General features: G+C 59.4%; 24 protein-coding genes. 13 read left to right on the forward strand and 11 right to left on the reverse strand.

Annotated elements, in window-relative coordinates; all coding sequences use genetic code 11:
• Positions 1-31: 31 nt before the first annotated feature.
• Complete coding sequence (locus ACZ47E_RS06995) at positions 32-430, reverse strand: hypothetical protein (RefSeq protein ID WP_464016986.1); 399 nt, start codon at positions 428-430, stop codon at positions 32-34.
• Between the two features lie 245 nt (positions 431-675).
• Here ACZ47E_RS06995 and ACZ47E_RS07000 point away from each other — a divergent pair, with 245 nt between their 5' ends.
• On the forward strand, positions 676-1,281 hold the full coding sequence (locus tag ACZ47E_RS07000) for a transglutaminase-like cysteine peptidase (RefSeq protein ID WP_004442271.1): 606 nt from the start codon (positions 676-678) through the stop codon (positions 1,279-1,281).
• 72 nt (positions 1,282-1,353) lie between these two features.
• On the opposite strand, the gene ACZ47E_RS07005 is transcribed toward ACZ47E_RS07000, so the two are convergent.
• Together ACZ47E_RS07005 and ACZ47E_RS07010 are read right to left on the reverse strand one after the other, a co-directional pair.
• Positions 1,354-1,788: a DUF1489 family protein gene (locus ACZ47E_RS07005; RefSeq protein WP_004442274.1), complete on the reverse strand. Its 435-nt coding sequence runs from the start codon at positions 1,786-1,788 to the stop codon at positions 1,354-1,356.
• 65 nt (positions 1,789-1,853) lie between these two features.
• Positions 1,854-3,257: an L-serine ammonia-lyase gene (locus ACZ47E_RS07010; RefSeq protein ID WP_022556299.1), complete on the reverse strand. Its 1,404-nt coding sequence runs from the start codon at positions 3,255-3,257 to the stop codon at positions 1,854-1,856.
• A gap of 650 nt (positions 3,258-3,907) precedes the next feature.
• Between ACZ47E_RS07010 and ACZ47E_RS07015 the strand changes: the two genes are divergently transcribed.
• Complete coding sequence (locus tag ACZ47E_RS07015) at positions 3,908-4,255, forward strand: hypothetical protein (protein ID WP_004442278.1); 348 nt, start codon at positions 3,908-3,910, stop codon at positions 4,253-4,255.
• A gap of 9 nt (positions 4,256-4,264) precedes the next feature.
• On the opposite strand, the gene ACZ47E_RS07020 is transcribed toward ACZ47E_RS07015, so the two are convergent.
• Both ACZ47E_RS07020 and ACZ47E_RS07025 read right to left on the reverse strand, forming a co-directional pair.
• Entirely contained in the window at positions 4,265-5,029 is a 765-nt protein-coding gene (locus tag ACZ47E_RS07020) for a phosphodiester glycosidase family protein (protein ID WP_278066809.1), read from the reverse strand.
• 109 nt (positions 5,030-5,138) lie between these two features.
• Positions 5,139-5,300 (reverse strand): entericidin domain-containing protein, encoded by a 162-nt coding sequence (locus tag ACZ47E_RS07025; protein WP_004442283.1) that lies wholly within the window; start codon positions 5,298-5,300, stop codon positions 5,139-5,141.
• 188 nt (positions 5,301-5,488) lie between these two features.
• Between ACZ47E_RS07025 and ACZ47E_RS07030 the strand changes: the two genes are divergently transcribed.
• Both ACZ47E_RS07030 and ACZ47E_RS07035 read left to right on the forward strand, forming a co-directional pair.
• Entirely contained in the window at positions 5,489-6,265 is a 777-nt protein-coding gene (locus ACZ47E_RS07030; RefSeq protein WP_153775601.1) for a formyl transferase, read from the forward strand.
• Positions 6,266-6,355: 90 nt separating this feature from the next.
• Positions 6,356-7,276 carry a methylenetetrahydrofolate reductase gene (locus ACZ47E_RS07035; RefSeq protein WP_034498988.1) on the forward strand — a complete coding sequence of 307 codons (921 nt, stop codon included), beginning with the start codon at positions 6,356-6,358 and terminating at the stop codon, positions 7,274-7,276.
• 45 nt (positions 7,277-7,321) lie between these two features.
• Here ACZ47E_RS07035 and ACZ47E_RS07040 read toward each other — a convergent pair whose 3' ends face one another.
• Positions 7,322-8,260, reverse strand: coding sequence for a LysR family transcriptional regulator (locus tag ACZ47E_RS07040; protein WP_169692031.1), 939 nt, complete (start codon positions 8,258-8,260; stop codon positions 7,322-7,324).
• Between the two features lie 70 nt (positions 8,261-8,330).
• Here ACZ47E_RS07040 and ACZ47E_RS07045 point away from each other — a divergent pair, with 70 nt between their 5' ends.
• Both ACZ47E_RS07045 and ACZ47E_RS07050 read left to right on the forward strand, forming a co-directional pair.
• Positions 8,331-8,549, forward strand: a complete 219-nt coding sequence (locus ACZ47E_RS07045; RefSeq protein WP_004442294.1) for a DUF1127 domain-containing protein — start codon at positions 8,331-8,333, stop codon at positions 8,547-8,549.
• Between the two features lie 271 nt (positions 8,550-8,820).
• The gene (locus ACZ47E_RS07050; RefSeq protein ID WP_004442297.1) at positions 8,821-9,861 is read left to right on the forward strand and encodes a GlxA family transcriptional regulator; all 1,041 of its coding nucleotides are present in this window, start codon (positions 8,821-8,823) and stop codon (positions 9,859-9,861) included.
• A 237-nt stretch (positions 9,862-10,098) separates the two neighbouring features.
• Here ACZ47E_RS07050 and ACZ47E_RS07055 read toward each other — a convergent pair whose 3' ends face one another.
• Positions 10,099-11,574: an NAD(P)H-hydrate dehydratase gene (locus ACZ47E_RS07055; protein WP_278066811.1), complete on the reverse strand. Its 1,476-nt coding sequence runs from the start codon at positions 11,572-11,574 to the stop codon at positions 10,099-10,101.
• Positions 11,575-11,931: 357 nt separating this feature from the next.
• On the opposite strand from ACZ47E_RS07055, the gene ACZ47E_RS07060 reads away from it, so the two are divergent.
• The 4 genes from ACZ47E_RS07060 (at position 11,932) to hspQ (ending at position 15,187) form a co-directional block, all read left to right on the forward strand.
• Positions 11,932-12,270 carry a P-II family nitrogen regulator gene (locus tag ACZ47E_RS07060; protein ID WP_003515720.1) on the forward strand — a complete coding sequence of 113 codons (339 nt, stop codon included), beginning with the start codon at positions 11,932-11,934 and terminating at the stop codon, positions 12,268-12,270.
• A gap of 70 nt (positions 12,271-12,340) precedes the next feature.
• A complete protein-coding gene (glnA, locus tag ACZ47E_RS07065; RefSeq protein ID WP_004442307.1) occupies positions 12,341-13,750 on the forward strand; it encodes a type I glutamate--ammonia ligase in 1,410 nt (469 codons plus the stop codon).
• 99 nt (positions 13,751-13,849) lie between these two features.
• A complete protein-coding gene (locus tag ACZ47E_RS07070; RefSeq protein ID WP_045533755.1) occupies positions 13,850-14,770 on the forward strand; it encodes a DMT family transporter in 921 nt (306 codons plus the stop codon).
• A gap of 87 nt (positions 14,771-14,857) precedes the next feature.
• Positions 14,858-15,187, forward strand: a complete 330-nt coding sequence (gene hspQ / locus ACZ47E_RS07075; protein WP_004442310.1) for a heat shock protein HspQ — start codon at positions 14,858-14,860, stop codon at positions 15,185-15,187.
• Between the two features lie 101 nt (positions 15,188-15,288).
• Here hspQ and ACZ47E_RS07080 read toward each other — a convergent pair whose 3' ends face one another.
• The gene (locus tag ACZ47E_RS07080) at positions 15,289-15,945 is read right to left on the reverse strand and encodes an invasion associated locus B family protein (RefSeq protein WP_004442311.1); all 657 of its coding nucleotides are present in this window, start codon (positions 15,943-15,945) and stop codon (positions 15,289-15,291) included.
• A 307-nt stretch (positions 15,946-16,252) separates the two neighbouring features.
• Between ACZ47E_RS07080 and ACZ47E_RS07085 the strand changes: the two genes are divergently transcribed.
• Genes ACZ47E_RS07085 through ACZ47E_RS07095 form a run of 3 tightly spaced genes read left to right on the forward strand, consistent with a single transcriptional unit; the run spans position 16,253 to position 19,790 of the window.
• Positions 16,253-18,100 carry an extracellular solute-binding protein gene (locus ACZ47E_RS07085; RefSeq protein WP_278066812.1) on the forward strand — a complete coding sequence of 616 codons (1,848 nt, stop codon included), beginning with the start codon at positions 16,253-16,255 and terminating at the stop codon, positions 18,098-18,100.
• Between the two features lie 39 nt (positions 18,101-18,139).
• Positions 18,140-18,808, forward strand: coding sequence for a DsbA family oxidoreductase (locus ACZ47E_RS07090; protein ID WP_113380544.1), 669 nt, complete (start codon positions 18,140-18,142; stop codon positions 18,806-18,808).
• Positions 18,809-18,857: 49 nt separating this feature from the next.
• Positions 18,858-19,790, forward strand: a complete 933-nt coding sequence (locus ACZ47E_RS07095; RefSeq protein ID WP_004442314.1) for a DMT family transporter — start codon at positions 18,858-18,860, stop codon at positions 19,788-19,790.
• A 55-nt stretch (positions 19,791-19,845) separates the two neighbouring features.
• On the opposite strand, the gene ACZ47E_RS07100 is transcribed toward ACZ47E_RS07095, so the two are convergent.
• From ACZ47E_RS07100 to ACZ47E_RS07110, 3 genes are all read right to left on the reverse strand, one after another.
• Entirely contained in the window at positions 19,846-20,190 is a 345-nt protein-coding gene (locus ACZ47E_RS07100) for a hypothetical protein (RefSeq protein ID WP_004442315.1), read from the reverse strand.
• Between the two features lie 335 nt (positions 20,191-20,525).
• Positions 20,526-24,023, reverse strand: coding sequence for a transcription-repair coupling factor (gene mfd / locus ACZ47E_RS07105; protein WP_137068763.1), 3,498 nt, complete (start codon positions 24,021-24,023; stop codon positions 20,526-20,528).
• 4 nt (positions 24,024-24,027) lie between these two features.
• Complete coding sequence (locus ACZ47E_RS07110; protein WP_278066813.1) at positions 24,028-24,339, reverse strand: FAD assembly factor SdhE; 312 nt, start codon at positions 24,337-24,339, stop codon at positions 24,028-24,030.
• Positions 24,340-24,449: the final 110 nt, after the last annotated feature.

The following is a 24,449-nucleotide window of genomic DNA, read 5'->3' on the forward strand; positions in this document are numbered from 1 at the left end:
GGCCCGACGCCATTCCCCGCAAAGCGTGAAGTCAGGCAGCGGACAAGGCTGCAGTCAGTCCATCGCACCGTGATGGGCAGTCGGGACCGGGCGGCTTTTTCAACGCACCTTTACCGCAGCATCGCCTCCTCGTCCCTGCCTGAAAATCCGGTCGGCGTGTGTTCGCGACGCGGACATCCCCGTTCAAAAACAAGTCGCCGCTTTCGACCTGTCGTCCAAACAACGTCCCGACAGGAACGCTCCCCTTGGTAATTTGCGGCACGACCGGGGCACGGACATAGCCTGCAACACGCCGTCCGAACTTTTTTCGAGAAAAAAGCAGTTTTTTTGAAGTTTTTTTCGGCACTTTTTCGACGCACGCCAGCAAGGAACACCTATCCCAAAACGGGAAATCCCCTACATCGCCCGCTTCCGCTACGGCCATGAACATGGGTATGAAAACACCTGCGAACGAAAAATCGCTGTCGATACAGCGGCATAAATGGCTACCAAAAACCTAAAGCCGGAATGCGTAAAATTCTAATAAAATTTGCTTCAAACACGTGTAAAAATCACTTCAAATACAGTTCAAAACATCGGCTAATTTGCTGAAATTTAAGCTCAAATTGCGCCACGAAAATTTCCGCCGGGTCAAAAAATACCTGCGAATGTCTCCTCAACACGGGGAGACAAGCAATGAACAACAACCGTATCGTTTTCATCCTGATCGCGTTCATCGTCGGCGCCTTCGCACAGCAGGCCAGCGCATCGCCGGCAGCGGTCATGCGCGTCATCGGCAAGGCCAATCCACCGATCGGCCACTATGAATTCTGCCAGACCTATCAGAGCGAGTGCCAGCCGACTTCGCTGGACAATGGCCCGATGAAGCTGACGGAAGAGCGCTGGAAGACGATGCTTGACGTCAACTACACCGTCAACACCACGATCACGCCGATGACGGACATGGAAATCTACGGCGTCGAAGAACGCTGGGCCTATCCTACCACCGTCGGCGATTGCGAAGATTTCGTATTGCTGAAGCGCAAGATGCTGATGAACAAGGGTTTCTCTGCCTCCAACCTGCTGATCACCGTCGTTCTGCAGCCGAATGGCGAAGGCCATGCCGTTCTGACCGTTCGCACCGACCGTGGCGACTTCGTTCTCGACAATATGCGCAACAAGGTCATGAACTGGTCGGAAACCGAATATACCTATCTGAAGCGTCAGGACACCGCCAACCCGGGTCGCTGGGTGAAAATTCAGGATGGCCGCGCCACCAATGCAGTCGGCGGCATCAACTGACCAACCCGTCTCCCCAAATAAAAAAGCCGGCCACCAAAAGGGGCCGGCTTTTTCATTTTCATCCATCATGCGTCAGAGCAGACCAAGTTCGGCCAGTTCGCGCCTGAGATCGGAAGGCATGTCCTCGCCGCCTCCTCCACCCCCGAGATCGCGCGGCGCCTCGTCATCCTTCAGGTAGCGCCAGCCCTGAAACGGCCGCTTCGGCGCAGGTGAGGTCTCGATCACCTCGGGTCCGAGAACGAGATCGCAGCGTGAAATACCGTCGTCTCCCTTGAAAGAACGGATATCGAGCAGCTTTTGCCGGGCCTGCACCTGCCCCTTGATGACCCAGTAGAGTGAGCCGCCTTCAAGCAGTTCCTCTACCCGTTTGGGGATCATGCGGGTGGTGTGGACGCTGTGCGGCTCAAGGCCCGCAGCCATGGCGGTGAGCGAGCGCTGCGCGACCCAATCCCTCAGGTCCTGGAGTGAATCCGCGCCGACGCAAAGTTTGATGAGATGTAGAGGCATGTCTCTATCAATGCCTTTTTGCGGCGGGCGTCAAGCATGCCGGACATGCCGGGCGCCCAGCCCGCTCAACACTCCACAACGTTGACGGCAAGGCCGCCGGTTGAGGTTTCCTTGTATTTCTCGCTCATGTCGTTGCCGGTCTGGCGCATGGTTTCGATACAGGCATCCAGCGGCACGAAGTGCTGGCCGTCGCCTTTCAGCGCCAGCGACGCCGCCGTGACCGCCTTGACCGCGCCCAGTGCGTTGCGTTCGATGCAGGGCACCTGCACCAATCCGGCGATCGGGTCGCAGGTCATGCCGAGATGATGTTCGAGCGCGATTTCCGCCGCATTCTCGATCTGCTCGGGCGATCCGCCCATCACCGCCGCAAGACCTGCCGCCGCCATGGCCGCAGCCGATCCCACTTCCCCCTGACAGCCCACCTCCGCGCCGGAAATCGACGCGTTATGCTTGATGATGCCGCCAATCGCTGCCGCCGTGAGGAGAAAGTCCCGCACGTCGTCGACGGTGGCATCCTCATGGAAATGCCGGAAATACCGCACTGTCGCCGGCACCACGCCCGCAGCGCCATTGGTGGGCGCGGTGACGACACGGCCGCCGGCCGCGTTCTCTTCGTTCACGGCCATGGCATAGACGCTCAACCAGTCATTCGCCATGACGGGATTCAACCGGTTGCTACGCCATTCCGCATTCAGTTTTTCATAGATCGAACGGGCGCGGCGACGCACCTTGAGGCCGCCGGGCATGATGCCGTCCACCTTCAGCCCGCGCTCGATACATCCGTTCATCGCGTCCCAAATCTGGTCCAGCCGTTCATTCAGCTCTTCGCGCGAAACAACCGTCTCCTCGTTCGCCCGTTTCATCTGGGCGATGGTGCGGCCGGACCGCGCGGCCATTTCCAGCATTTCCTTCGCCGTGGCGAAAGGATAGGGCACGCGCGGGCCGTTATCGATGGTCTTGCCGCGCTGCTTGATCGCCTCCAGTTCCGTATCGGTGACGACAAAGCCACCGCCGACGGAATAATAGATGCGCTTGACCAGCAGCCTGCCCTGGTTGTCGAAAGCGGAGAAGGTCATGCCGTTCGCATGGCCCGGCAGCGGATTCTTCTTGTCGAAGACGAGATCTTCGGCCGTCCTGAACTCGTAGGTCGGATGGCCGGGCGGCGTAACCGTACCGGCCTTCTCCACCGCCTCTATGATGGCGTCCATCGCGTCGGGATCGACAAGGTCCGGCCGCTCGCCGGTCAGGCCGAGAATGACTGCCCGGCCGGTGCCATGACCAATGCCGGTGAAGGCGAGAGACCCGTGCAGGCTGACCTTCAGGCGCGCAACGACGGCACCGGCGGGGCGCGGCCACTCGTCGCTGAGGATCAGCGCCAGAAAGCGGTTGGCCGCCGTCATCGGTCCCATCGTATGCGAACTGGAAGGGCCGATACCGATCTTGAAGACGTCAAAGACCGAAAGAAACATTGAGTTTTTCCTGCGTAATGGATTCCGTCGCATCATATCCAAAGCTGGAACTTATCGCCACAAAAGAGCGGCACCGGCTTTTGCAGCTGCGACATGGGCCTCCCGGAAACGAAAACAGCACGGTTTCCAGAGGAAAACCGCGCCGTTTCAAAACCCGTCAATCAGGAGAGATGCTTATGGGCTGCCAAAAATGTACGTCAATGCGAGAAAAGCGGCAAAGCCTGCGAGTGCGCGCAACGTGACGCCCCAGCAGGATTTCTGAGCGGTTTCTTCCATGATTACTCCAGCTATTCACTCTCCGGGGGATCTTCAAGACCCGGCCCGTGGAGGAAGCATTTATTAAAATCCGGCGCGGAAGGCAAATGCAAAAAGCGGCTAAATGAAGGCGTTTTCGACGGGCTGCCATTCGCGCTTTGCATAGGTATGTTAAAAAACAAAGCGTTAGCGCGACGCTGAAAATAGTGCCATTTCTGTCCTCGCCGCAATTTAGGCTAAAGTGTAACCGTTTTTTAAAGGTTTCATACAAACACCTGTTGAAAACGGCGGACGCGGGCACGTTGCGGTCGCAATTCTTCCGCTGAAACCCATCTTGAATGGCTGCGACCGCTGCTTTATCGACCATGGTCAAACAGCAACGATGCGAGTCCCACATGCAGACATCCTCTTTCCCCGACCGTGAAACTGTTGCTTCGAAACTGACCTCGCTTGCGAGTGAGGATAAGGCCTGGGTGTCGTTGCTGATGGAGAACGCGCTGCAGGACGAGAACCTGCTGGCAGGCCTTAACCTTTATCTCGACCAGCAGGCCGGCGCCCGTTTTCTTAATAGCCTGAAGCTTGAAGCCACCGGTGAATGGCTGGGTGGCCACGCCCCTGCCCGTCTGCAAATCCGCCTCGCGGAAATTGCGAAGGCAAGCCAGCATCCTGCTTATCTCGCCTTCCGCAAGGGGCTGACGGCTTCCGCCGGCCTTGAAAAAGCCTATCCCAAGGCGCCGATCTGACAGGCTCGACTAATCCGGCACCCTGTCGACCACGGCGATGATCGGCCCCATGGGGAACAATGAATCTCGCCTCTTCATCGCGGGAATATCGACGCTGGAAATGGTGCCGTCGAGATAGAGCGCATTCGGTGAATCCAGCACATCTCTGAACAGCGTGGCGAAATCGTAAAAGCGCACGGTATTGTCCGAAATGGCAAAATGTACCATGCCATCGCGAGAGACTCCGACGCCGTTGCGGCGCTTCAAGCTGTCGCTGTCGGGCAGAAAACGCGGATGCAGTCCGCCGTCGATAACAAGCATCGGCCCGGACTGGGTGGCAAAATCGGGCTTCGGGTCGGCCGCCAGATAGGCTTCGGTCGCCAGCACGCCCGCCCTGTGATCCTTCAGGTAAAACACGCCATTCGGAAGAAGATGGAAATTGCCCCACCCACCGCGGGTGCTGAGTGGCGAACGTTCCACGCCGTTTTCGATAAACAGCCCGACCGGGGAATAATCGGAATGATACATGCCGCCATTCATGGCGAAGACACTGAACATGTGCTGACGCCAGAGCGCGGAGGATAGATCGGCGAAAGAACGATATCCCTGTCCTGAGACATGGTCGCGGTCGTAAATCCGGATGGTGCTTTTCGCCGGATCGAAACTGCAGACGGTATAGCGGCCGCCCGCATGATCCACGATTCTGCAGAAATCCACCTGCCCGCCCGCTTCGGCCGAAAATGTCAGCAGCAACGGCAACAGCAGCTTCGCCAGTCTTTTCATCGATCTGTTCATGCCCACCCCGTGATTCTCTTTAGGGGAACATTCGCAGGGAAATTCGGTCAAAGAAAAGGCGTCACCCTGGCTTCAGGGAGACGCCGGACTTTCAGAAGGGGAGATGTCGTCAGCGACGGGCAGCGCGGTCGACGCTGCGGCCGGCATCCTGGGTCGCATCCACGGCGTTCGCCGTATCCCGGCCCATGCCGCGAATGGTGTTGCCGCAAGAACTGAGCGTCACGACGGTCAGCAGAGCCACGAAAACGGTCGAAAGAATGCGTGTGATCATTTGAAACTACTCCCCTATGACTTGCCGTCCGAGGCAAGCGCCGATGTGATATGCGTCACAATAACGTGAGTCCCAAAATTCGGTTCCAGCGGCGTTTCAAAAAATCCTGTCGATGAAAATTAACATGGTTTTGAGCTTCGCGAGGGAAACTGCGCGTGGATCGTGGCTTGAGAAATCCAGTGGGTGATATGACTGACATCAATAATCGGCTTCTGGTGATGACGGCGGGCGGCGTGAACCCTAACGTCATGATCAATGCGCTGGCAGCGCGATTTCCCGACATCCATGTGTTCATGGAACAGCCCGAAAGCAAATCGGCCATCCTCAAGCGCCGGGCAAGACGCCTCGGCTGGATTGTCGCAGTGGGCCAGCTGGCGACGATGGTCGCATCGCGGCTCGGCAAACGCTTCACGGTACGAAGAAGCAAAGAGATCATTGCGGAGCATGGTCTCCTGCCTGATCTGGGCGGCACCATTCCGGTCACGCATTTCGCTTCGCTGAACGATGAAGAATGTCGCAAGGCCGCCAATCTCCTGAAACCGGCTGTCATCTTCACCATTTCCTGCCGTCTGCTGACGCCGGAGACGCTCAGGGACCTGCACTGCCCCATCATCAATTTTCACGCCGGCATCAACCCGGCCTATCGCGGCCAGATGGGTGGATACTGGGCGCTGGTGGAAAAGGACCGGGGCAATTTCGGCGCAACCGTGCATCTCGTTGACAAGGGTGTGGATACCGGCGCCACACTTTACGAAAAACGGCTGAAACCCTCACCTTCCGACACCATCGCCACCTATCCCCTTCTCTTGACAGCAGCCTCGGTCGATATCGCCATCAATGCCATCGAAGACGCCTTGTCCGGCAGCCTTGCGCCGCAGCCGCCCTCGCCCGGAAAGTCGGTGCTCCGCTTTCCACCAACGATCTGGACATGGCTCTGGAACGGTCTGACGAAACGGGTCTGGTAGCGCCGCCAGCACCGCGCTCGGCTCAAGCTTCGTCGCAGATGCAGGGCTGTCTTGCCGCAACAGGCACAGACTTGGCCTCAAAAACGGTGCATGATAATCAAAAGGATCATGCACACATTGCCCGATATCTCCGCCACTTCCGTCATCCCTGCCTCCATCGAGGCCTCACCCGCGCAGGTGCTTGGCCCGGCAAGTCTTGCCGGTCTTTTTCCGCAGGGCGTGCGCGTTTATCTGACAGATACCGGAGCCGCCTCGCAGGTGAAGCTGGTCGATGCCGCAAAGCATCTGCGTGATCTCGGTTATGAGCCCGTTCCGCACCTTGCGGCGCGCCGTATCGCCTCTCGCATCGATTTCGAGGAACAGGTGAAGCGGCTTGCCGGCGACGCCGGCGTGACCGACGTGCTGGCGGTCGGCGGTGGCGTCGAGAAGCCAGAGGGCCCGTTCACGTCTACCATCGACATGCTTTCCACGGGCATTTTCGACCGTTGCGGCATCAGGCATATCGCAATTGCCGGTCATCCGGAAGGCAGCCCCGATTTCAACGACGAAACGGCGACGGCCGCGCTGCGGCTGAAACGCGATTTTGGCGAAAGAACCGACGCCGCCATGCGCATCGTCACCCAGTTCGGTTTTGATTCCGCCCGCTTCATCGCCTGGGCAGAAGGGCTTGCCGCATCCGGTATCGATCTGCCGGTGCATATCGGCGTTTCCGGCCCGGCCAAGATCACCACGCTCCTGAAATACGCCGCGCTCTGCGGTGTCGGCAATTCCATTGCCTATCTCAAGAAAAACGCGCTTTCCCTGACCACGCTTGCCAGGGGCCATTCACCGGAAAGCATCGTCGGGCCGATCGAACGGCACTGGCGGGACAATCCGCAAGGACCGATCCGGCAGATCCATGTCTTTCCCTTCGGCGGGCTGCAGGCGTCATCAGACTGGCTGGTCAGTCGTGGCAGCTGGCGGACCGAAAACGCGGATCACGCCGCAGCCACGGGTTCGGTGGCGATCTAAGCGGCGCGTCGACGGCGCATGATGGCCGTGACGCGTTCCTTCGCCTCATGCCGCCTTCGCGACCTCGACGAATGCATTGCGAATGCTTTCCGCCACTGCGAGCACCGGCCGCGACGCCTTGTCGCCCATAATCAGCCGGATATCGAAATAGCCGAGTTCCGGCAGGCCTTCCTTCTCACCCAGAATGACCATGTCGTTCAGCACATAAGATCGTGGCAGCGGCGCGATGGCGAGATCCGCGGCAATCGCCGCACGCTGTGCCATCGTGTGGCCGCTGAGATAGGCCACGCGGAAATTGCGCCCACGTTTTTCCAGCGAATGAATCGCCTCCGAACGCCAGATGCAGCCCTCTTCCCATATCGAGATCGGCAGCGGATCGCGCAGATAGGCCGTGCCGCATTTCGCACCCGCCCAGACGAGCCGTTCGCGCATCAGCACCTCGCCGGTATCCCTCAGCGGATGTGAAGCACAGTTGACGAGGGCGAGATCAAGACGCTGCTCGTCCATCCGCTTATAGAGATTGGAGCTGGCATCGATTGTGACGTCGATCATGATGCCGGGGAAAGCCTCGGCGAAACGCTTGAGAATGCCCGGCAGCAGCCCGCGCTCGCCAATATCCTCCGGTGCGCCAAGACGCACCACACCGGACAATTCGGGCATGACGAAACGCGACACGGCCTCGTTGGACAAGGCAATCATGCGGCGCGCATAAGTCAGAAGCGTCTCCCCATGCGCCGTCAATGTCACCGAACGCGCATCGCGCAGGAACAGCGTCGTTTTCAGCTGCTCTTCTAGCTTCTTGATCTGCATCGAAACGGCCGATGGTGTTCTGAACACGACTTCGGCGGCGGTCGAGAAGTTTCCCGTTTCCGCAATGGCGACGAAGGTCCTCAATATGTCGTTATCCAGCAACGGCAGCGGTTGGCGGAAAGTCACGGTCATGGCACGCACCTTCAAATATTTTGATTTATAGATGGATATCATTTCGTTTGATTGAATGTCAACAACGGCGCACCATCCTCACATCAATCGTGGTTCAGGAAAGGATGAAGACATGACCATGATACATTACCTGCCCGCGGCGAACCGCTCCCCGCATCGCCCGTCATCCGCCGGCTGGCTGCAGCGCCTGTCAGGCAATATCGCCTCCCATTATGCGTCATGGCGCCGTGCGAGGATGCTCCGCGCGCTGGAAGCGCTCCCGCCTGAAACATTGAAGGATATCGGATGGCCCACAACCGACAACTACGGCAGAAGCGTCATTCGCAAATGACCGCCGGCCGATGGCTCGCAGCCTTTCTTACGCCCGCGAGCCATCGCCCTCTGCAGGTAAATGGCGGCCCCCGGGCGTAAATTGGCCTGCCTGTTTTACATGCGACGCGACGCCCTTTAAAAAGGCTTGTCGCAAAATTTGCATATTTCAAAAGCTATTTTTTGACAGCCCCGATTCCACGGCGTATTTTTCGTTAAAGATGTCGCATACAGGACATCCAGAAGACCAATTCCAAGGGAGGAATTGCGTATTCGCAACGGAGCACGGGCAAATGAGCAGAAACTCCCAGAAGAAGCGCTCAATCGTCTTTTTTCTCATTCCGCAATTTACCATGCTGCCCTTCGCCGCAGCGGTTGAAACGCTTCGCATCGCCAACCGAATGTTGGGCTACCAGGCCTATGAATGGCGCATCGCCTCGCTCGATGGCCAGAAGGTCATGTCATCGAGCGGCATCTGTCTTGAGGCCGATACCTGTCTTGCAGATGAGCGGCGTTACGTCAGCGGCGAAAACCGCCCGGAAATGGCAATCATCTGTTCGGGCATCGATGTGGATCAACACATCAACAAATCGGTCAACGCCTGGCTGCGCGAAGCCTATAATCGCGGTATCGCCATCGGCAGCCTCTGTACCGCCGCCCATATCCTTGCGCAGGCTGGCCTCCTCAACGGCAAACGTTGCGCGATCCACTGGGAAAACCTGCCCGGCTTTTCCGAAGCCTTCCCGCAGGTGGAAGTCTACGCAGATCTCTTCGAAGTCGACAGCAACATCTATACCTGCGCCGGCGGCACGGCCTCGCTCGACATGATGCTGAGCCTGATCGGCCAGGATTTCGGCGAGAACCTCGTCAACCGCGTCTGCGAACAGCAATTGACCGACCGCGTGCGCAGCCCCAACGACCGCCAGCGCCTGCCGCTGCGCGCCCGCCTTGGCGTGCAGAACAGCAAGGTTCTGTCGATCATCGAATTGATGGAAGGCAATCTTGCCGAGCCGCTGTCGCTGCTCGATATCGCCGACGCCGCCGATCTGTCGCGCCGGCAGGTGGAACGCCTCTTTCGCCAGGAAATGGGCCGCTCGCCCGCCCGCTATTACCTTGAAATCCGCCTTGACCGCGCCCGTCACCTGCTGGTGCAATCGGCCATGCCGGTGGTGGAAGTCGCCGTCGCCTGCGGGTTCGTGTCAGCGTCGCATTTCTCGAAGTGTTATCGCGAAATCTACAATCGCACCCCGCAGCAGGAGCGCGCCGAGCGCAAGCTGCTGATCAGTGCTTCGCGCATGGCAATGGCGAGCCAGGCAGGCAAGGCCGCCCATTGAAGGCGGAGTTGAAGGTCCCGAGCGCGACAGGACTTGTCTCAGAGCAAAAACCTGTCCTCCGTCATGCCGGACTAGATCCGGCATCCAGCCACCGCGCGTCTGCGCCGTGAGAAGAGTATTTCGCGATCAAGGACCTGATCGCGCTGGCCCCCGTATCCAGTCCGGGGTGACGAAGCGCGGATGATGGAACTGTGGTAAGATCGCAGGTTCAGGGAGCAGCCAGCAAATCAGACCAATTCACCCAAACGGCCGAACCGCATGGGCGAGGTCCTCCGCCGTCATGCCGGCGCCCGCTCTGTCGCCCGCCTCGCCATGCAGCCAGACCCCGGCTGCAGCCGCTTCGAAGGCAGGTGTGCCCTGCGCCAATAGCGCGCCGATGATACCGGCCAGAACGTCACCCGATCCTGCCGTCGCAAGGCTCGCCGGGGCGTTCGTATTGACCAGCGCCCGGCCATCGGGCGAAGCGATCACCGTGTCCGCACCCTTATAGACCAGAACCGCGCCGCTGCGCGCCGCAGCGACCTGCGCCTTCTCGATCTTGCTCAGCGTCCCATCGGCCGCCAGATCGGCAAACAGCCGGGCGAACTCGCCCTCATGCGGTGTCAGCACGAATTTCCCCGCACCGGACGTGATACGCTCGAACAGGACATCCGTATCATCCCTGAAGGCCGTGATCGCATCGGCATCCAGCACCACCGACTTGTCGCCAAGCAGCGACACGAAGTGCCGCGCCTTTTCGAGATCGCCGAAGCCCGGGCCGAGAACGAAGGCGCCGTGACGCTCATCGTCAAGCCACACGCGCAGATCGTCGGCATTGTCCATCGGAACGTTCATCACGGCCGTCAATGTGACAGACAGCACGTCGAGCGCCGCTTTCGGCGCTGCGACAGTAACGATCCCCGCCCCCGCCTTCAGCGCTGAAAGCGCAGTCATGCGGCTAGCGCCCGTTGCATGGGCGGGGCCCGAGAAGACCGTCAGGTGCCCCCTGCGGAATTTATGGGTCTCCATACCGGCGCGCGGCAAGGCATCCCGCCAGACAAACGGATCGTTTTCCGCCACCGATCCCTTATGAGCCTCCAGGATACGCAACGGTATGCCGATATCGAAAACCTCCAGCGCTCCGCAAAGCTCCCGCCCCGGCATCAGCAGATGACCCGGCTTGCGCGCCATGAAGGTGATCGTGCGCTCCGCCCTGAACGATGCGCCAAGCGCCACGCCACGCCGGCCGCAAAGCCCCGAGGGCAGATCCACGGCAAGAACCGGCACCTTCGCCTGCATGACCGCCTCGATCAGCCGGACTAGCTCCGGCGGAACATCGCGGGACAACCCGGCTCCGAACACGGCGTCGGTCACCACGTCGCCGGAAAGAGGCGTATAGGCATCAAGCGGCAGCGGCGTCACGCCGCTCCGCTCCAAGGCCACGCGTGCATCCCCCTTGAGAAGGCCGATATCGCCGAGATGATGGACCACGACTTTAGCGCCGCTTTGCGCCAGCGCCCGCGCCGCGACATAACCGTCACCGCCGTTATTCCCGCTGCCGCACAGGACGACGAAGCGCAGCGTCTGCGGGTAATGCCGAAGCGCCGAAGCAGCCACCGCCTGCCCCGCACGCTCCATCAAATCGTATAGCGGGATGCCGGATTGGCCGGCTGCCGCATCGATGCGCGCCATCACAGCCGGGTCGAGAAGGAGGAACTCGGAAATGGAGGTCATGCCCCATCATTCCTTCAAAACGCAGGAAAGGCAATCGATACAAAAATAAGCAAAATTTGGAGACCAAAAAATACTCAAATGCATATAATATGTGCAATAGCTCAACCCGCGACCACAGCATAATCGAATTTTAAAAATTTCTAATATTAAAGAAAACCGCAGAAATGCTGATGGATTTTTCGGATTCTAGTGCCGAATTGCCGGTAGAACCGCGAAAAGCGAATGCATTTTGTGCGGGAAACGCCGCGGGGCGAAGTTTTTTCTTCAAGCCCGCTTCCGATCTGGCACAATACGTGCATTCTTGTGGCAGAGCGGGAGTTACCTGCTTTAACGGGAGAAGCGGAGAGATATTTTCTCATGAAAAAGATCGAAGCGATCATTAAGCCTTTCAAGCTCGACGAAGTGAAGGAAGCCCTTCAGGAAGTCGGACTTCAGGGAATCACGGTCACGGAAGCAAAAGGCTTTGGTCGTCAGAAAGGCCACACGGAACTCTACCGCGGTGCAGAGTACGTCGTGGACTTTTTGCCGAAAGTGAAAGTCGAAGTCGTATTGGCGGATGAGAATGCGGAAGCCGTCATCGAGGCGATCCGCAATGCGGCGCAGACCGGACGCATCGGCGACGGAAAGATTTTCGTTTCCAATGTCGAGGAAGTCATCCGCATCCGTACCGGTGAAACAGGCGTGGACGCCATATAATTAAAAAAGTCCCGAGCCGGGGAGGCTTGGGTTTTCACCTCGTCATCATCACACTCAAGGAAAAGTTTAAATGACGACCGCAAACGATATCTTGAAGCAGATCAAGGATAACGACATCAAGTTCGTGGACCTGCGCTTTACCGACCCCAAGGGCAAGCTGCAGCACGTCACCATGGACGTGGTATGCGTCGACGAAGACATGTTCGCCGACGGCGTCATGTTCGACGGCTCCTCGATCGCCGGCTGGAAGGCCATCAACGAGTCCGACATGGTGCTGATGCCAGATCCGGCCACCGCCCATGTCGACCCGTTCTTCGCCCAGTCCACCCTGGTCGTCCTTTGCGATATTCTCGACCCGGTCTCGGGCGAAGCCTATAACCGCGACCCGCGCGGCACCGCCAAGAAGGCCGAAGCCTACCTCAAGGCATCAGGTATCGGCGACACGGTTTTCGTCGGTCCCGAGCCTGAATTCTTCGTCTTCGACGATGTGAAATACAAGGCAGACCCCTACAACACCGGCTTCAAGCTCGATTCGTCCGAACTGCCGTCCAATGACGACACCGACTACGAGACCGGCAACCTCGGCCACCGTCCGCGCGTCAAGGGCGGTTATTTCCCGGTTCCGCCGATCGACAGCCTGCAGGACATGCGCTCCGAAATGCTGACGGTTCTCGCCGAAATGGGCGTCGTCGTTGAAAAGCATCACCACGAAGTGGCTGCCGCACAGCACGAGCTGGGCGTGAAGTTCGACACGCTGGTCTCCAGCGCCGACAAGATGCAGATCTACAAGTACGTTGTGCACCAGGTCGCCAATGCCTATGGCAAGACGGCAACCTTCATGCCGAAGCCGATCTTCGGCGACAACGGCTCGGGCATGCACGTTCACCAGTCGATCTGGAAGGGCGGCAAGCCGACCTTCGCAGGCGATGAATATGCCGGTCTTTCCGAGACCTGCCTCTATTACATCGGCGGCATCATCAAGCATGCAAAGGCCATCAACGCTTTCACCAACCCCACCACCAACTCCTACAAGCGTCTGGTGCCGGGTTATGAAGCGCCGGTTCTGCTCGCTTACTCCGCGCGCAACCGTTCCGCTTCCTGCCGTATCCCCTTCGGCTCCAACCCGAAGGCAAAGCGCGTCGAAGTCCGCTTCCCGGACCCGACCCAAAACCCCTATCTCGGTTTTGCGGCCATGCTGATGGCCGGCCTCGACGGCATCAAGAACAAGATCCATCCCGGCAAGCCGATGGACAAGGACCTTTACGACCTTCCTGCCAAGGAACTGAAGAAGATCCCGACCGTCTGCGGTTCGCTGCGTGAAGCGCTGGAAAGCCTCGACAAGGATCGCAAGTTCCTGACCGCCGGCGGCGTGTTCGATGATGACCAGATCGACTCGTTCATCGAGCTGAAGATGCAGGAAGTCATGCGTTTCGAAATGACCCCTCACCCGGTCGAATTCGACATGTACTACTCAGCCTGATCGGCCCTGAGGGCGCTCCACCGGGGCGCTCCATTCATCGCGGCGGTTTTCCCCGGAAAGCCGCCGTTTTCTTTTGAAGTTCAACCCTGACCGTGAAGAATGCCGAACACGCCAGCGACGCAGCAAACCCGCCTCACGGACTGGCTCATCTTTCTGGCCGTTCCCTTCTTTTTCGCCAGCAACGTCATTTTCGGCCGCGGCGTCGTCGGTGAGGTCTCGCCTTTCATCGCCGCCTTCATCCGCTGGATGGGCTCGACGCTCATCATCGCGCCCTTCATGATCGCCGACTGGCGCAACTGCCTTGCTTTCGTGCGGCACAAGACGCTGCTCTGGCTCGTCCTCGGCATTCTCGGCATGGGCATCTGCGGCGGCGTGGTCTATTGGGGCCTCACCATGACCACGGCCGCCAACGGCACGCTGATCTACACCACCTCCTCGCTGTTCATCATCCTGTTCCAGCGCATCTTTCAGGGCCGGCCAATCCGGAAGCTTGAAGTGGCGGGCATGATTATCGCCTTCGCCGGCGTCGCCGCCATCGTGCTCAAGGGCGATATCTCCGCTCTCCGGCACATGAATTTCAACATCGGCGACTTTGCAATTTTGACCGCGGCCATTGCCTTTGCGATCTATTCCGTGCTGCTGCGCGATCCGGCGGCGCGGCAGATGGCGTCCTTCAGTCTCTTCGGACTGATTGCATTTTCCGGCGCGCTTGTCCTTCTGCCGCCGGCAGCACTGGAACTGGCACAGGGCGGCATGCTGCCTGCCACGCCTGTTGCATGGGCGAAGATCGGCGGCATCATCCTGTTCGCCTCACTTCTGGCCTTTTATTGCTTTACCCACACGGTACGCGTTTTCGGTCCCGCCACGGCGGGAATTACGCTGTACATGATGCCGCCGGTCTCGATCCTCATGGCCACGGTGTTTCTCGGCGAATCCTTCGAGACCTATCATGCCATCGGCATCGTATTGGTCACCGGCGGCGTCATCATCGCCACCGCGCCGATCGGCAAAGGGCGCTGAACACGAACGGCAGAGCGGCGTCAAAGCGCCAGGTCTTGATATTTCGCGTTCCGATACCAACTAGTATTGGGAAAGGAAGTACATGCCATGAAACAAAGAAACGCAAAATTCACGCTTGGCGAGATCGTTCGCCACAAGGTGTTTCCGTTCCGCGGTGTGGTAATCGACGTGGACCCGGAATATGCCAATACCGAGGAATGGTGGAATGCTATTCCCGCGGAAATCAGGCCGGAACGCGACCAGCCCTTCTATCATCTTCTCGCCGAAAACGAGGAGACGGAATATGTCGCCTATGTTTCCGAACAGAACCTCGTCCACGACGAAAACGAGACGCCGCTCCGAAATCCCAATATCGGCCGCATCTTTGACAAGGCGCCGAACGGCGAATGGCGCCCGAAAATGTCCACGGCGCACTGACGCCCGCCAAGCATCTCCCTCCTCCCGGGGATATCGAACACGCATAAAAAAACCGGTCTGTCGCCAGACCGGTTTTCTGTTTTTTCAAGCTTGCGCGGCAATCAGGGCTTCGGCGCGCCCTTGGCAGCGTCCTGAGCAGCTTCGAGCTTCTTGCGAGCTTCTTCCGCCTTCTTCTGCATGCCTTCCTGCAGGCTGCGCTGGCTTTCGGCCAGCTGCGACTGGGTGATTGCCGGGCCGTCATAAGCGCCGGTGAAACCGGAAAGCGCGATCTTGATGGGGTTCGGCGCGCGGCGGAAGTTGATGGAGGTGAAGACCACCTCGCTACCCTTCTTCAGCGAAGCGATCATGGCGTCCGTCAGCGGCACTTCAGCCGTGCACTTGTCGGGAAGGCAAACGGCGTAATCGAGCTTCTGACCCTTGCCGCCATCGATCTGCATCATCACACCCGGAGGAATGAGGCGCGCGGTCGGAACGGAAACCTGCAGCAGCTTGCGGTTGACCTTGCCTTCAACGGTGATGAGGCCAACGGCCGTGATCATCTGGCCGTTCTGGGCGAGAACCACGTTCTGCACGACGCAGACATCGTTGTCTTCCTGCTTGGAGCAGGTCTTGAACCAGCCGAGCGGCGGAGCGCCAGCGCCCTGAGCAGCCGGAGCAGCATCCTGCGCCTGCGAGATGGCCGGAGCGGACACAGCGCCGAGAGAGAGGACCAGAGCGGACAGAGCCGTCCGGGTGAATGTGTTTGCCTTGTGCATCATAAGAGTTCCGTCTCCTGAATGTCTGCCAGAACAGAACCGCTCAAGGTCCTGTTCGTCGATGGCGGTATCCTTCTGCCCGTTCAACTGTCGTTTAAATGAGGCAAATGCGTGACCCGTCTCTTCCGGTCCCCCTGTTACATGCCGTTCGCGGCGATATCCAGCACTTCTTTAACTTTTTCTTGAGCGGAGCCAAGATTTCCCGCGCTTGCATGGGTCATGCAATGTCCGTGTGCTACATATCTGCCAGAATCATGACGATAAACGGTCCTGACGCACATCGGACGGACAGTTGAGACAGGACAGTGACATGCGCAACCTTGCGGCCCTCATCCCCGCATTGTTTCTTTTGGGATCATCCCTGCTCCCCGGCGGGAGTGCGGTAGCGCAACCGCTGCACGCCATCTCGATGCATGGCACGCCAGCGCTTCCCGCAGATTTTTCACACCTTCCTTATGTCAATCCGGACGTGAAGAAAGGCGGCCGCATTTCTTATGGCGTGGTCGGCACCTTCGACAGCCTGAACCCCTTCGTTCTCAAGGGAATGCGCACCACCGCCCGTGGTGTTTGGGATCCGGAATTCGGCAATCTTCTTTACGAGCCGCTGATGTCTCGCTCCAGCGACGAGCCCTTCAGCCTCTACGGGCTGCTCGCCGAAACCGTGGAGTGGGACGACGAGCGCAGCTTCGTTCAGTTCAACATCAACCCCAAGGCGAAATGGTCGGATGGCGAGCCGGTAACGCCTGATGACGTGATCTTCACCTTCAATCTCCTGAAGGAAAAGGGCCGCCCGCCGTTCAACAGCCGTCTCGACGGCGTAGCCAAGATGGAGAAGACCGGCGAACACAGCGTGCGCTTCACCTTCAACGAAAAGGCGAATCGCGAAACGCCTCTCATCCTCGCCTCTTCAACGCCGATCCTGCCGAAACACGCGACCGATCCGGAAAAATTCGAGCAGGCGGGCCTCGGTGCGGTTGTCGGCTCCGGCCCTTACCGAATCAAGACGCTGCGCCCGGGTGAACGAATCATCTGGGAGAGAAACCCCGACTACTGGGGCAAGGACATTCCCGGCAAAGTCGGTTTCGATAATTACGACGAGATCAGCATCACCTATTTCCTCCAGGTCACGACCATGTTCGAGGCCTTCAAGAAGGGCGATATCGACATCTACCCGGAAGGCGATGCCATCAATGGCACCTCCGATACCTCCCACTGGGGGCAGGCCTATAATTTCCCCGCCGTGCATCGCGGCGATATCGTCAAGGACGTGTTCCAGCCGCGCCTGCCGACCGGCATGTTCGGTCTCGTCTTCAACACCCGCCGTGCCGTCTTCGCTGACGAAAAGGTACGCGAAGGCCTTACCTATGCCTTCGATTTCGAGTGGATGAACAGGAACATCCTCGGCGGCTCCTTCAAGCGCACCCAGAGCTACTGGCAGAACTCGCCGCTCGGCGCCTATGGTAACGCCGCCGACGCGCGCGAGCTGGCGCTGCTCGGTGACGCGGCAAAGTCCATGCCGCCGGAGCTTCTGGCCGGCACCTATGCGCTGCCGACCACGGACGGCACGGGCGCCGACCGCAAGGTGCTCAAAATGGCCGTCGATAAGCTGAAAGAGGCTGGCTACAGCATCAAGAACGGCAGGATGTCCGATGCCAATGGCCGCCAGCTCGCTTTCGAAATCATGACGCAGAACCCGGCGCAGGAGCGTATCGCGCTCGCCTATCAGCGTTCGCTGAACCTGATCGGCGTCGCCATGGGCATTCGCTCGGTTGATGACGGGCAATACCAGTCACGCTCGAACAGCTTCGATTACGACATGATCATCCGCTCCCTGCCCTCGTCGCTTTCGCCCGGCATGGAGCAGCTGAACCGCTGGAACTCACTCTCGCGTGATGCGCAGGGCAGCTTCAACTATGCAGGTGTTGCCAATCCCGATATAGACCGGATGATAGAGGCGCTGTTGCAGGCCCGCTCGACGGAAGATTTCCAGGCGGCCGTGCGCGCTTATGACCGCCTGCTTGTGGCGGGACATTATATCATTCCGCTCTATTACATCGGCGCCCAATGGGTCGCCCGCTGGAAATATATCGACCGCCCGGATATCACTCCAATACAGGGCAATCAGAAACAGACCTGGTGGGACGCGCGGGCGCAATAACCTGCCACCGTCATGTCTATCATATAAGGAACATCAGCCATGGAACGCATCGTTGTTGACGTCGTATCGGACATGGTCTGCCCGTGGTGTTATCTCGGCAAGGCCCGGCTCGATCTCGCCATTGCCGAGGTGCAGGATGAAATCAGCGTCGACGTGAACTGGCGTCCCTACCGCCTCAACCCGGACTATCCGCCGGAAGGAGTCGACCAGAAAGCCGCTCTCGAGGAAAAGCTCGGCAAGGAGCGTCTGGAACAGGCCCATGCCACGTTGGTTCAGCTCGGCAGGGAAGTCGGCATTACCTACGATTTCGACGCGATCAAGATCGGGCCGAACACGCTCGATGCCCATCGCCTGTCGCTCTGGGCCCATTCCGAAGGCCGCGACGTCCAGGAACGCGTCGTGACCGGCCTGTTCAAGGCCAATTTCGAGGAAGGCCGCAATATCGGTGATCATGCCGTGCTGGTCGACGTTGCCGCAAAGGCTGGCATGGATGCGAAAGTCGTCGAGCGGCTGCTGGCTTCGGACGCGGACAAGGATACGGTCGTCGCTGAAATCGATGCCGCCCAGCAGATGGGTGTCGCCGGCGTGCCCTTTTTCATCATCGACCAGAAATACGCCATAAGCGGTGCACAAACACCCGATGTCCTGATTGCTGCATTGCGGGATATTGCAAAAATCAAGGCGGACGAGCATAGATCGATGAACTGACGGTCAAACCACCGGCGGTTTTCAACAACTCCATTTTGCCGGTGTTTCCGTGTCCGACCAGACCCTGAAAGGCATTCTGCTCGCCTTTGCAGCCTTCGCTGCCTATGCCTGGAGCGATGCCAGCGTTAAACTCATTGAAGGCCAGATTTCTCCCATAGAATCGGCCTTCTTCGGGGCCCTGTTCGGCCTCGTCGCCCTGCCCTTCATCCGCAAACGCAACGACAGCTGGCTGGATGTGGTGAAAACAACCAACCGGCCGCTCTGGATCATCCGCTTTTTTTCGGCCGGCACCGGCGCTGTCGGCAGCGTGACTGCCTTTACCCATCTTTCCATGGCGGAAGCTTTCGCGCTGATCTTCCTGCTTCCGTCCTTCGTCACCATCATGTCGGTGATGTTTCTCAAGGAACAGGTGGGCATTCGCCGCTGGTCGGCCGTCATCATCGGTTTTCTGGGTGTGCTCATCATCCTGCGGCCCGGATTCCGTGAACTGGGCATCGGCCATCTGGGCGCCATCATCGCCGGCTTCAGCGGCGCGCTCAGCATCGTGATCTTCCGCGCCATGGGCCCATCGGAAAAGAATGTTTCGCTTTATGGTGCGGGCGTGCTGGGCTGTCTCGTCATCAGCGGCGTTGCCATGGTGCCGAGCTTCGTCATGCCGGGTGGCGAACAATGGCTGCTGCTGGCAGGATACGGCCTGCTCGGCGCGCTTGGCAACATTCTGGTCATGTACGCCGCCCAATATGCGCCCGCCGCCATGATCGGCCCGACGCAATATAGCCAGATGCTCTGGGCCATCCTGTTCGGTTATCTGATTTTTGGCGATCGTATCGACGGCTGGATGTTGATCGGCATCGCCCTCATCGTCGGATCCGGCCTGCTGACACTGCTCCGCGAGAAACAGAGAAAGGTGCCATTGCCCGCCTCCATCGCCGCGACAGACCAGAACGTGGCTGTCGGTATTACGCCGGAAGACAGTCACTAGCCACAGAGAGCGAAAAAACCGGTGGCGCTTCAGGCACCGCCGGTCCGGCGTTCAATCAATCGCAAACCCTGACCCGATACATGTCGCCCCAGGCGTTCTGCCTCCAGGCTACATGGCAGCGGGGATAGACGGGTTCATAAACGACCGGCGGGCCATAAGCCGGCGCAGCATAGACGGGCGGACCATAAGCAGGCGCGTAATAGGCGGGGCCGTAGGCATAGCCCGGGTGCCTTGCACCCGCAATCAGCGCTCCGCCAATGATCGTGCCGGCAATGCCGGCGGCAAGGCCGCGGCCGAAATTATTGCGCGCTTCCGCCTGACTGGTGGTGGCAATTGTGGTGCCCGCAATTGTCAAGGCAACCAGACCAGCGGTGGCAAACCTGTTGATATTGGTCCACATCGTCCTGCTCCTTCATCACCCGGCGGCATCCACTCATCCGCCGCACCGGGTATGAGGATGAGATTACGCCTGCGAAGAATACCGGTAGATGTCCGTTTCGTTACATTGCGGTAATTTTCGCTGAGCCGCGTGGGGGCATTCGTGAGTGGCCAAAGGTGGGTGTGGCTTTACCCCCCTCTGCCCTGCCGGGCATCTCCCCCTCAAGGGGGGAGGATGGAGTGGTGGCAGTGCATCTTGCCGATCTCCCCCCTTGAGGGGGAGATGCCCGGCAGGGCAGAGGGGGGTAAACCCCACCCACCTGCGGTACCAAATAGCCCACCCTCTGAAACTCAAATCTACGACCGAGCCAGCTCCGCCAGCTGCGTCATGATCATCGCCGCACCCGTCAGCCGCTTTTCCGGCGTCGGCAGATCGCGGTTGAGGAACAGGCTGTGATCCGGACGGATCTTCGCCATCGATCCCTGCTTGCCAATGTAACCGACAAGCGCCGCCGGGTTCGGGAATTCCTTGTTGCGGAATTGAACGACAACGCCCTTCGGCCCGGCATCCAGCTTCTCGACATTGGCAATGCGGCAGAGCGACTTGATGTAGACGATCTTGAGAAGATGCTGCACTTCTTTCGGCAGCGGGCCGAAACGGTCGATCATTTCAGCGCCGAAACCGTCGATCTCGCTGATATCGGCAAGCTCGCCAAGCCGGCGGTAAAGGCCCATGCGAAGATGCAGATCGGGAACGTAATCTTCCGGGATCATGACGGATGTGCCGACCGAAATCTGCGGCGACCAACCGCTATCCTGCACCTGCTCGTCACCCTTCACTTCGGCCACCGCCTCTTCCAGCATCTGCTGATAAAGCTCGAAACCGACTTCCTTGATATGGCCGGACTGTTCTTCCCCGAGCAGATTGCCCGCACCACGAATATCAAGATCGTGGCTCGCCAGCTGGAAACCGGCGCCGAGCGTATCGAGCGATTGCAGCACCTTCAGCCGGCGCTCGGCAGTCGTGGTCAGCACCTTGTTGACCGGCAGGGTGAAGAGCGCGAAGGCGCGCACCTTGGAGCGGCCGACACGGCCGCGCAGCTGGTACAGCTGGGCAAGACCGAACATATCGGCGCGGTGCACGATCAGCGTATTGGCGGTCGGCACGTCAAGGCCGGATTCGACGATGGTCGTCGATAGCAGAACATCATATTTGCCGTCGTAGAAGGCGTTCATGATGTCTTCCAGCTCGCCCGCCGCCATCTGCCCATGCGCCACCGCCACCTTCAGTTCCGGCACATCCGATTGCAGGAAGGCGTGGATATCAGCGAGATCGGCAAGCCGCGGGCAAACGTAAAAACTCTGGCCGCCGCGGTAATGCTCGCGCATCAGCGTCTCGCGAATGACGAGCGGGTCAAACGGCGAAATGAAAGTGCGCACCGCCATGCGGTCGACAGGCGGCGTGGTGATGAGCGACAGTTCGCGAACACCGGTCATCGCCAGCTGCAGCGTACGTGGAATTGGCGTCGCAGAAAGCGTCAGCACATGCACATCGCTTTTCAGCTCCTTCAGCCGCTCCTTGTGCTTGACGCCGAAATGCTGCTCCTCATCGATGATGAGTAGGCCGAGATTGGCAAAGCTGATGCCCGCACCGAGCAGCGCATGCGTGCCGACGACGATATCGGTCTTTCCGTCAGCAACTTCCTTCTTGGTCAGCGCCAGTTCCTTGGAGCCGACGAGACGGGAAGCCTGCTGCACGCGGATGGGCAACCCGCGAAAACGCTCCGAGAAAGTCCGGAAATGCTGGCGTGCGAGCAGCGTTGTTGGCACCACGACAGCCACCTGCACGCCATTCATGGCGGCAAGGAAGGCGGCGCGCAGGGCCACTTCGGTCTTGCCGAAGCCAACGTCGCCGCAGATGAGACGGTCCATCGGCCGGCCGGCCGCGAGATCCTCCCGCACCGCCTCGATGGCGTTCAGCTGGTCCTCAGTTTCATCATAGGGGAAACGGGCAGCAAACTCATCATAGAGCCCATCGGGCGCGACAAGCTCCGGCGCATGGCGCACGAGACGCGCCGCTGCGATGCGGATAAGCTCATCGGCCATGTCGAGCAGGCGCTTCTTGAGCTTGGCCTTGCGCATCTGCCATGCGCCGCCGCCGAGCTTGTCGAGCGTTGCCTCCGCCGCGTCCGAGCCATAACGCGAGAGGAGATCGATGTTTTCAACCGGCAGAAACAGCTTGGCGTCATCGGCATAATGCAGTTCGAGACAGGCGCGCGGTGCGCCCGCCGCCTCGATGGTCTGCAGGCCGACAAAACGACCAATGCCGTGTTCGGCATGAACGACGAGCGAGCCCTCGTCCAGACCAGCCACTTCCGAGATAAAATCCGCACCGCGTTTGCGGCGCTTGGAGCGCCGCACCATGCGGTCGCCGAGAATATCCTGCTCGCCGATAACGGCAAGATTTCCGGTTTCGAAACCGGCTTCAAGGCTCAGAACCGCCGAGGCCGCCTCGCCTTTGCCAAGCTTCTCCACCTCTTTTAGCGAGGTAACCGGCTTGATCTTCTCAAGCCCGTGTTCGTTCAGCACCTGCAGCAACCGGTCGAGCGAGCCTTCCGACCAGCCTGTTATCAGCACCTTCCAGCCCTTGGCGCGGCGCTCGGCTATGTGCTTCACAGCCAGGGCAAAGACATTGACCCGCTCTTCGCTTTCGCCTTCGGTTGGCTGCCGCGCCCAGCGCGGGCCGACATGCGCGTCCAGCGTGGCGACGGGTCTCCCCTCGCTATCCTGCTCATTGAAGGGTGTCAGACGCACCGCATTGACGGCAGACAGGGCCGTGTCGAAATCCTTGCCGTTGAGATAAAGCTGGCCGGGAGACACGGGCTTGTAGGGCGCACCCTGCGTCGATCCCTTCGTCTCGCCGGAAGCGCGCCGCGCCTCGTAATAATCGAGCACCAGCTTGGAGCGCTCCTTGGCCGCCTCGCGTGCTGTATGATCGGTGACGATGCGGAACCCCTTCAGGTAATCGAAGGCGGTCTCCAGCTTCTCGTAAAACAGCGGCAGCCAGTGCTCCATGCCGGCATAACGGCGGCCCTCGGAAACGGCCTGATAAAGCGCATCGTCACGCGTCGCCGCACCGAACAGCGAGAGGTAATTCTTACGAAACCGGCTGATCGTATCGGGCGTCAGCGTCACTTCACTCATCGGGTTCAGATCGAGCGAGCGCGCCTGGCCGATGGTCCGCTGGCTGGCCGGATCGAAGGTACGGATGCTTTCCAGCGTATCGCCGAAGAAATCGAGCCGCACAGGCTCCTCGGTGCCCGGCACGAAAACATCGAGAATACCGCCGCGCACGGCGAACTCGCCCACTTCACGCACCGTCGCAACCCGGTCGAAACCGTTGCGCTCCAGCCGCGCGGCAATATCCTCCATGCGGATCTGGTTGCCGGGTCTCGCGGAGAAGCCAAGGCTTTCGATGATGTCGCGCGGCGCCATCTTCTGCAGCATGGCGTTGACGGTGACAAGCACGATGGCCGGATGCGGTTTCTTCGCGTGGCTGATGAGACCGGCAAGCGCCGCCAGGCGACGCGCCGACGTGTCGGCGCTTGGTGACACGCGGTCATAGGGAAGGCAGTCCCAGGCCGGCAGCGTCATGACCGGAATATCGGGCGCAACAAAACCGAGAATTTGTTCGAGATCGGCGATGCGCTGGCCATCCGACATCACATAGGCAACCGAGGTGCCTGCGCGCGCCATCTCGGCAAGCAGCAGCGCCTCCATGCCGGCAGGCACGTTTCCGATGCTCAGCGGCGTATCGGCCGACGACACCAGCTTTGCATCGAATCCGGCTATCATGGTTTCAGGCTTTCACATTGTCTGCGGTGACGAGATCGAAATCGGGACGATAGGATGCGATCTTTTCAAACAGCGGGGTCTGGAATTTTGCCGGGATGGCAAGCGCCCCCGTCACCATCTTGACGAGGTCGTTATCCTCTTCCGCCATGATGACTTCGAGCTCATCGAGCTGGTCATCGGAAAGCAGCGCGATATTGTCTTCCGCGAATTGCCCGAGAACGAGGTCCATCTCGCGAATGCCGCGGTGCCAGCAGCGGTAAAGTATCCGCCGGCGTCTCGGATCGAGGTCGGCACTCGTGCGCACCAGTCCAGTCATCGCATTCACCTTTCGGTTGACCATTCAACAGCATGTTGATCGCGACCTCCTATAGAACAGGAGGCGAACGCTTGGGAACCGGTTTTTATCGAAATAATACCACCGCCACG

It is taken from the genome of Agrobacterium sp. 5Ca39, assembly GCF_055382365.1.

Excerpts from the sequence above, each read along its gene's own strand:
- ACZ47E_RS07010 (WP_022556299.1), bottom strand. The coding sequence starts at position 3,257 with ATGTTTCTTTCGGTCTTTGACGTCTTCAAGATCGGTATCGGCCCTTCC.
- ACZ47E_RS07045 (WP_004442294.1), top strand. The coding sequence starts at position 8,331 with ATGACCATGATACATTACCTGCCCGCGGCGAACCGCTCCCCGCATCGC.
- ACZ47E_RS07050 (WP_004442297.1), top strand. The coding sequence starts at position 8,821 with ATGAGCAGAAACTCCCAGAAGAAGCGCTCAATCGTCTTTTTTCTCATT.
- glnA (WP_004442307.1), top strand. The coding sequence starts at position 12,341 with ATGACGACCGCAAACGATATCTTGAAGCAGATCAAGGATAACGACATC.
- ACZ47E_RS07080 (WP_004442311.1), bottom strand. The coding sequence starts at position 15,945 with ATGATGCACAAGGCAAACACATTCACCCGGACGGCTCTGTCCGCTCTG.
- ACZ47E_RS07085 (WP_278066812.1), top strand. The coding sequence starts at position 16,253 with ATGCGCAACCTTGCGGCCCTCATCCCCGCATTGTTTCTTTTGGGATCA.
- ACZ47E_RS07070 (WP_045533755.1), top strand. The coding sequence starts at position 13,850 with ATGCCGAACACGCCAGCGACGCAGCAAACCCGCCTCACGGACTGGCTC.
- ACZ47E_RS06995 (WP_464016986.1), bottom strand. The coding sequence starts at position 430 with ATGTTCATGGCCGTAGCGGAAGCGGGCGATGTAGGGGATTTCCCGTTT.
- ACZ47E_RS07000 (WP_004442271.1), top strand. The coding sequence starts at position 676 with ATGAACAACAACCGTATCGTTTTCATCCTGATCGCGTTCATCGTCGGC.
- ACZ47E_RS07060 (WP_003515720.1), top strand. The coding sequence starts at position 11,932 with ATGAAAAAGATCGAAGCGATCATTAAGCCTTTCAAGCTCGACGAAGTG.
- ACZ47E_RS07100 (WP_004442315.1), bottom strand. The coding sequence starts at position 20,190 with ATGTGGACCAATATCAACAGGTTTGCCACCGCTGGTCTGGTTGCCTTG.
- ACZ47E_RS07090 (WP_113380544.1), top strand. The coding sequence starts at position 18,140 with ATGGAACGCATCGTTGTTGACGTCGTATCGGACATGGTCTGCCCGTGG.
- ACZ47E_RS07020 (WP_278066809.1), bottom strand. The coding sequence starts at position 5,029 with ATGAACAGATCGATGAAAAGACTGGCGAAGCTGCTGTTGCCGTTGCTG.
- ACZ47E_RS07025 (WP_004442283.1), bottom strand. The coding sequence starts at position 5,300 with ATGATCACACGCATTCTTTCGACCGTTTTCGTGGCTCTGCTGACCGTC.
- ACZ47E_RS07030 (WP_153775601.1), top strand. The coding sequence starts at position 5,489 with ATGACTGACATCAATAATCGGCTTCTGGTGATGACGGCGGGCGGCGTG.
- ACZ47E_RS07035 (WP_034498988.1), top strand. The coding sequence starts at position 6,356 with ATGATAATCAAAAGGATCATGCACACATTGCCCGATATCTCCGCCACT.
- hspQ (WP_004442310.1), top strand. The coding sequence starts at position 14,858 with ATGAAACAAAGAAACGCAAAATTCACGCTTGGCGAGATCGTTCGCCAC.
- ACZ47E_RS07015 (WP_004442278.1), top strand. The coding sequence starts at position 3,908 with ATGCAGACATCCTCTTTCCCCGACCGTGAAACTGTTGCTTCGAAACTG.
- mfd (WP_137068763.1), bottom strand. The coding sequence starts at position 24,023 with ATGATAGCCGGATTCGATGCAAAGCTGGTGTCGTCGGCCGATACGCCG.
- ACZ47E_RS07110 (WP_278066813.1), bottom strand. The coding sequence starts at position 24,339 with ATGACTGGACTGGTGCGCACGAGTGCCGACCTCGATCCGAGACGCCGG.
- ACZ47E_RS07005 (WP_004442274.1), bottom strand. The coding sequence starts at position 1,788 with ATGCCTCTACATCTCATCAAACTTTGCGTCGGCGCGGATTCACTCCAG.
- ACZ47E_RS07055 (WP_278066811.1), bottom strand. The coding sequence starts at position 11,574 with ATGACCTCCATTTCCGAGTTCCTCCTTCTCGACCCGGCTGTGATGGCG.
- ACZ47E_RS07040 (WP_169692031.1), bottom strand. The coding sequence starts at position 8,260 with ATGATATCCATCTATAAATCAAAATATTTGAAGGTGCGTGCCATGACC.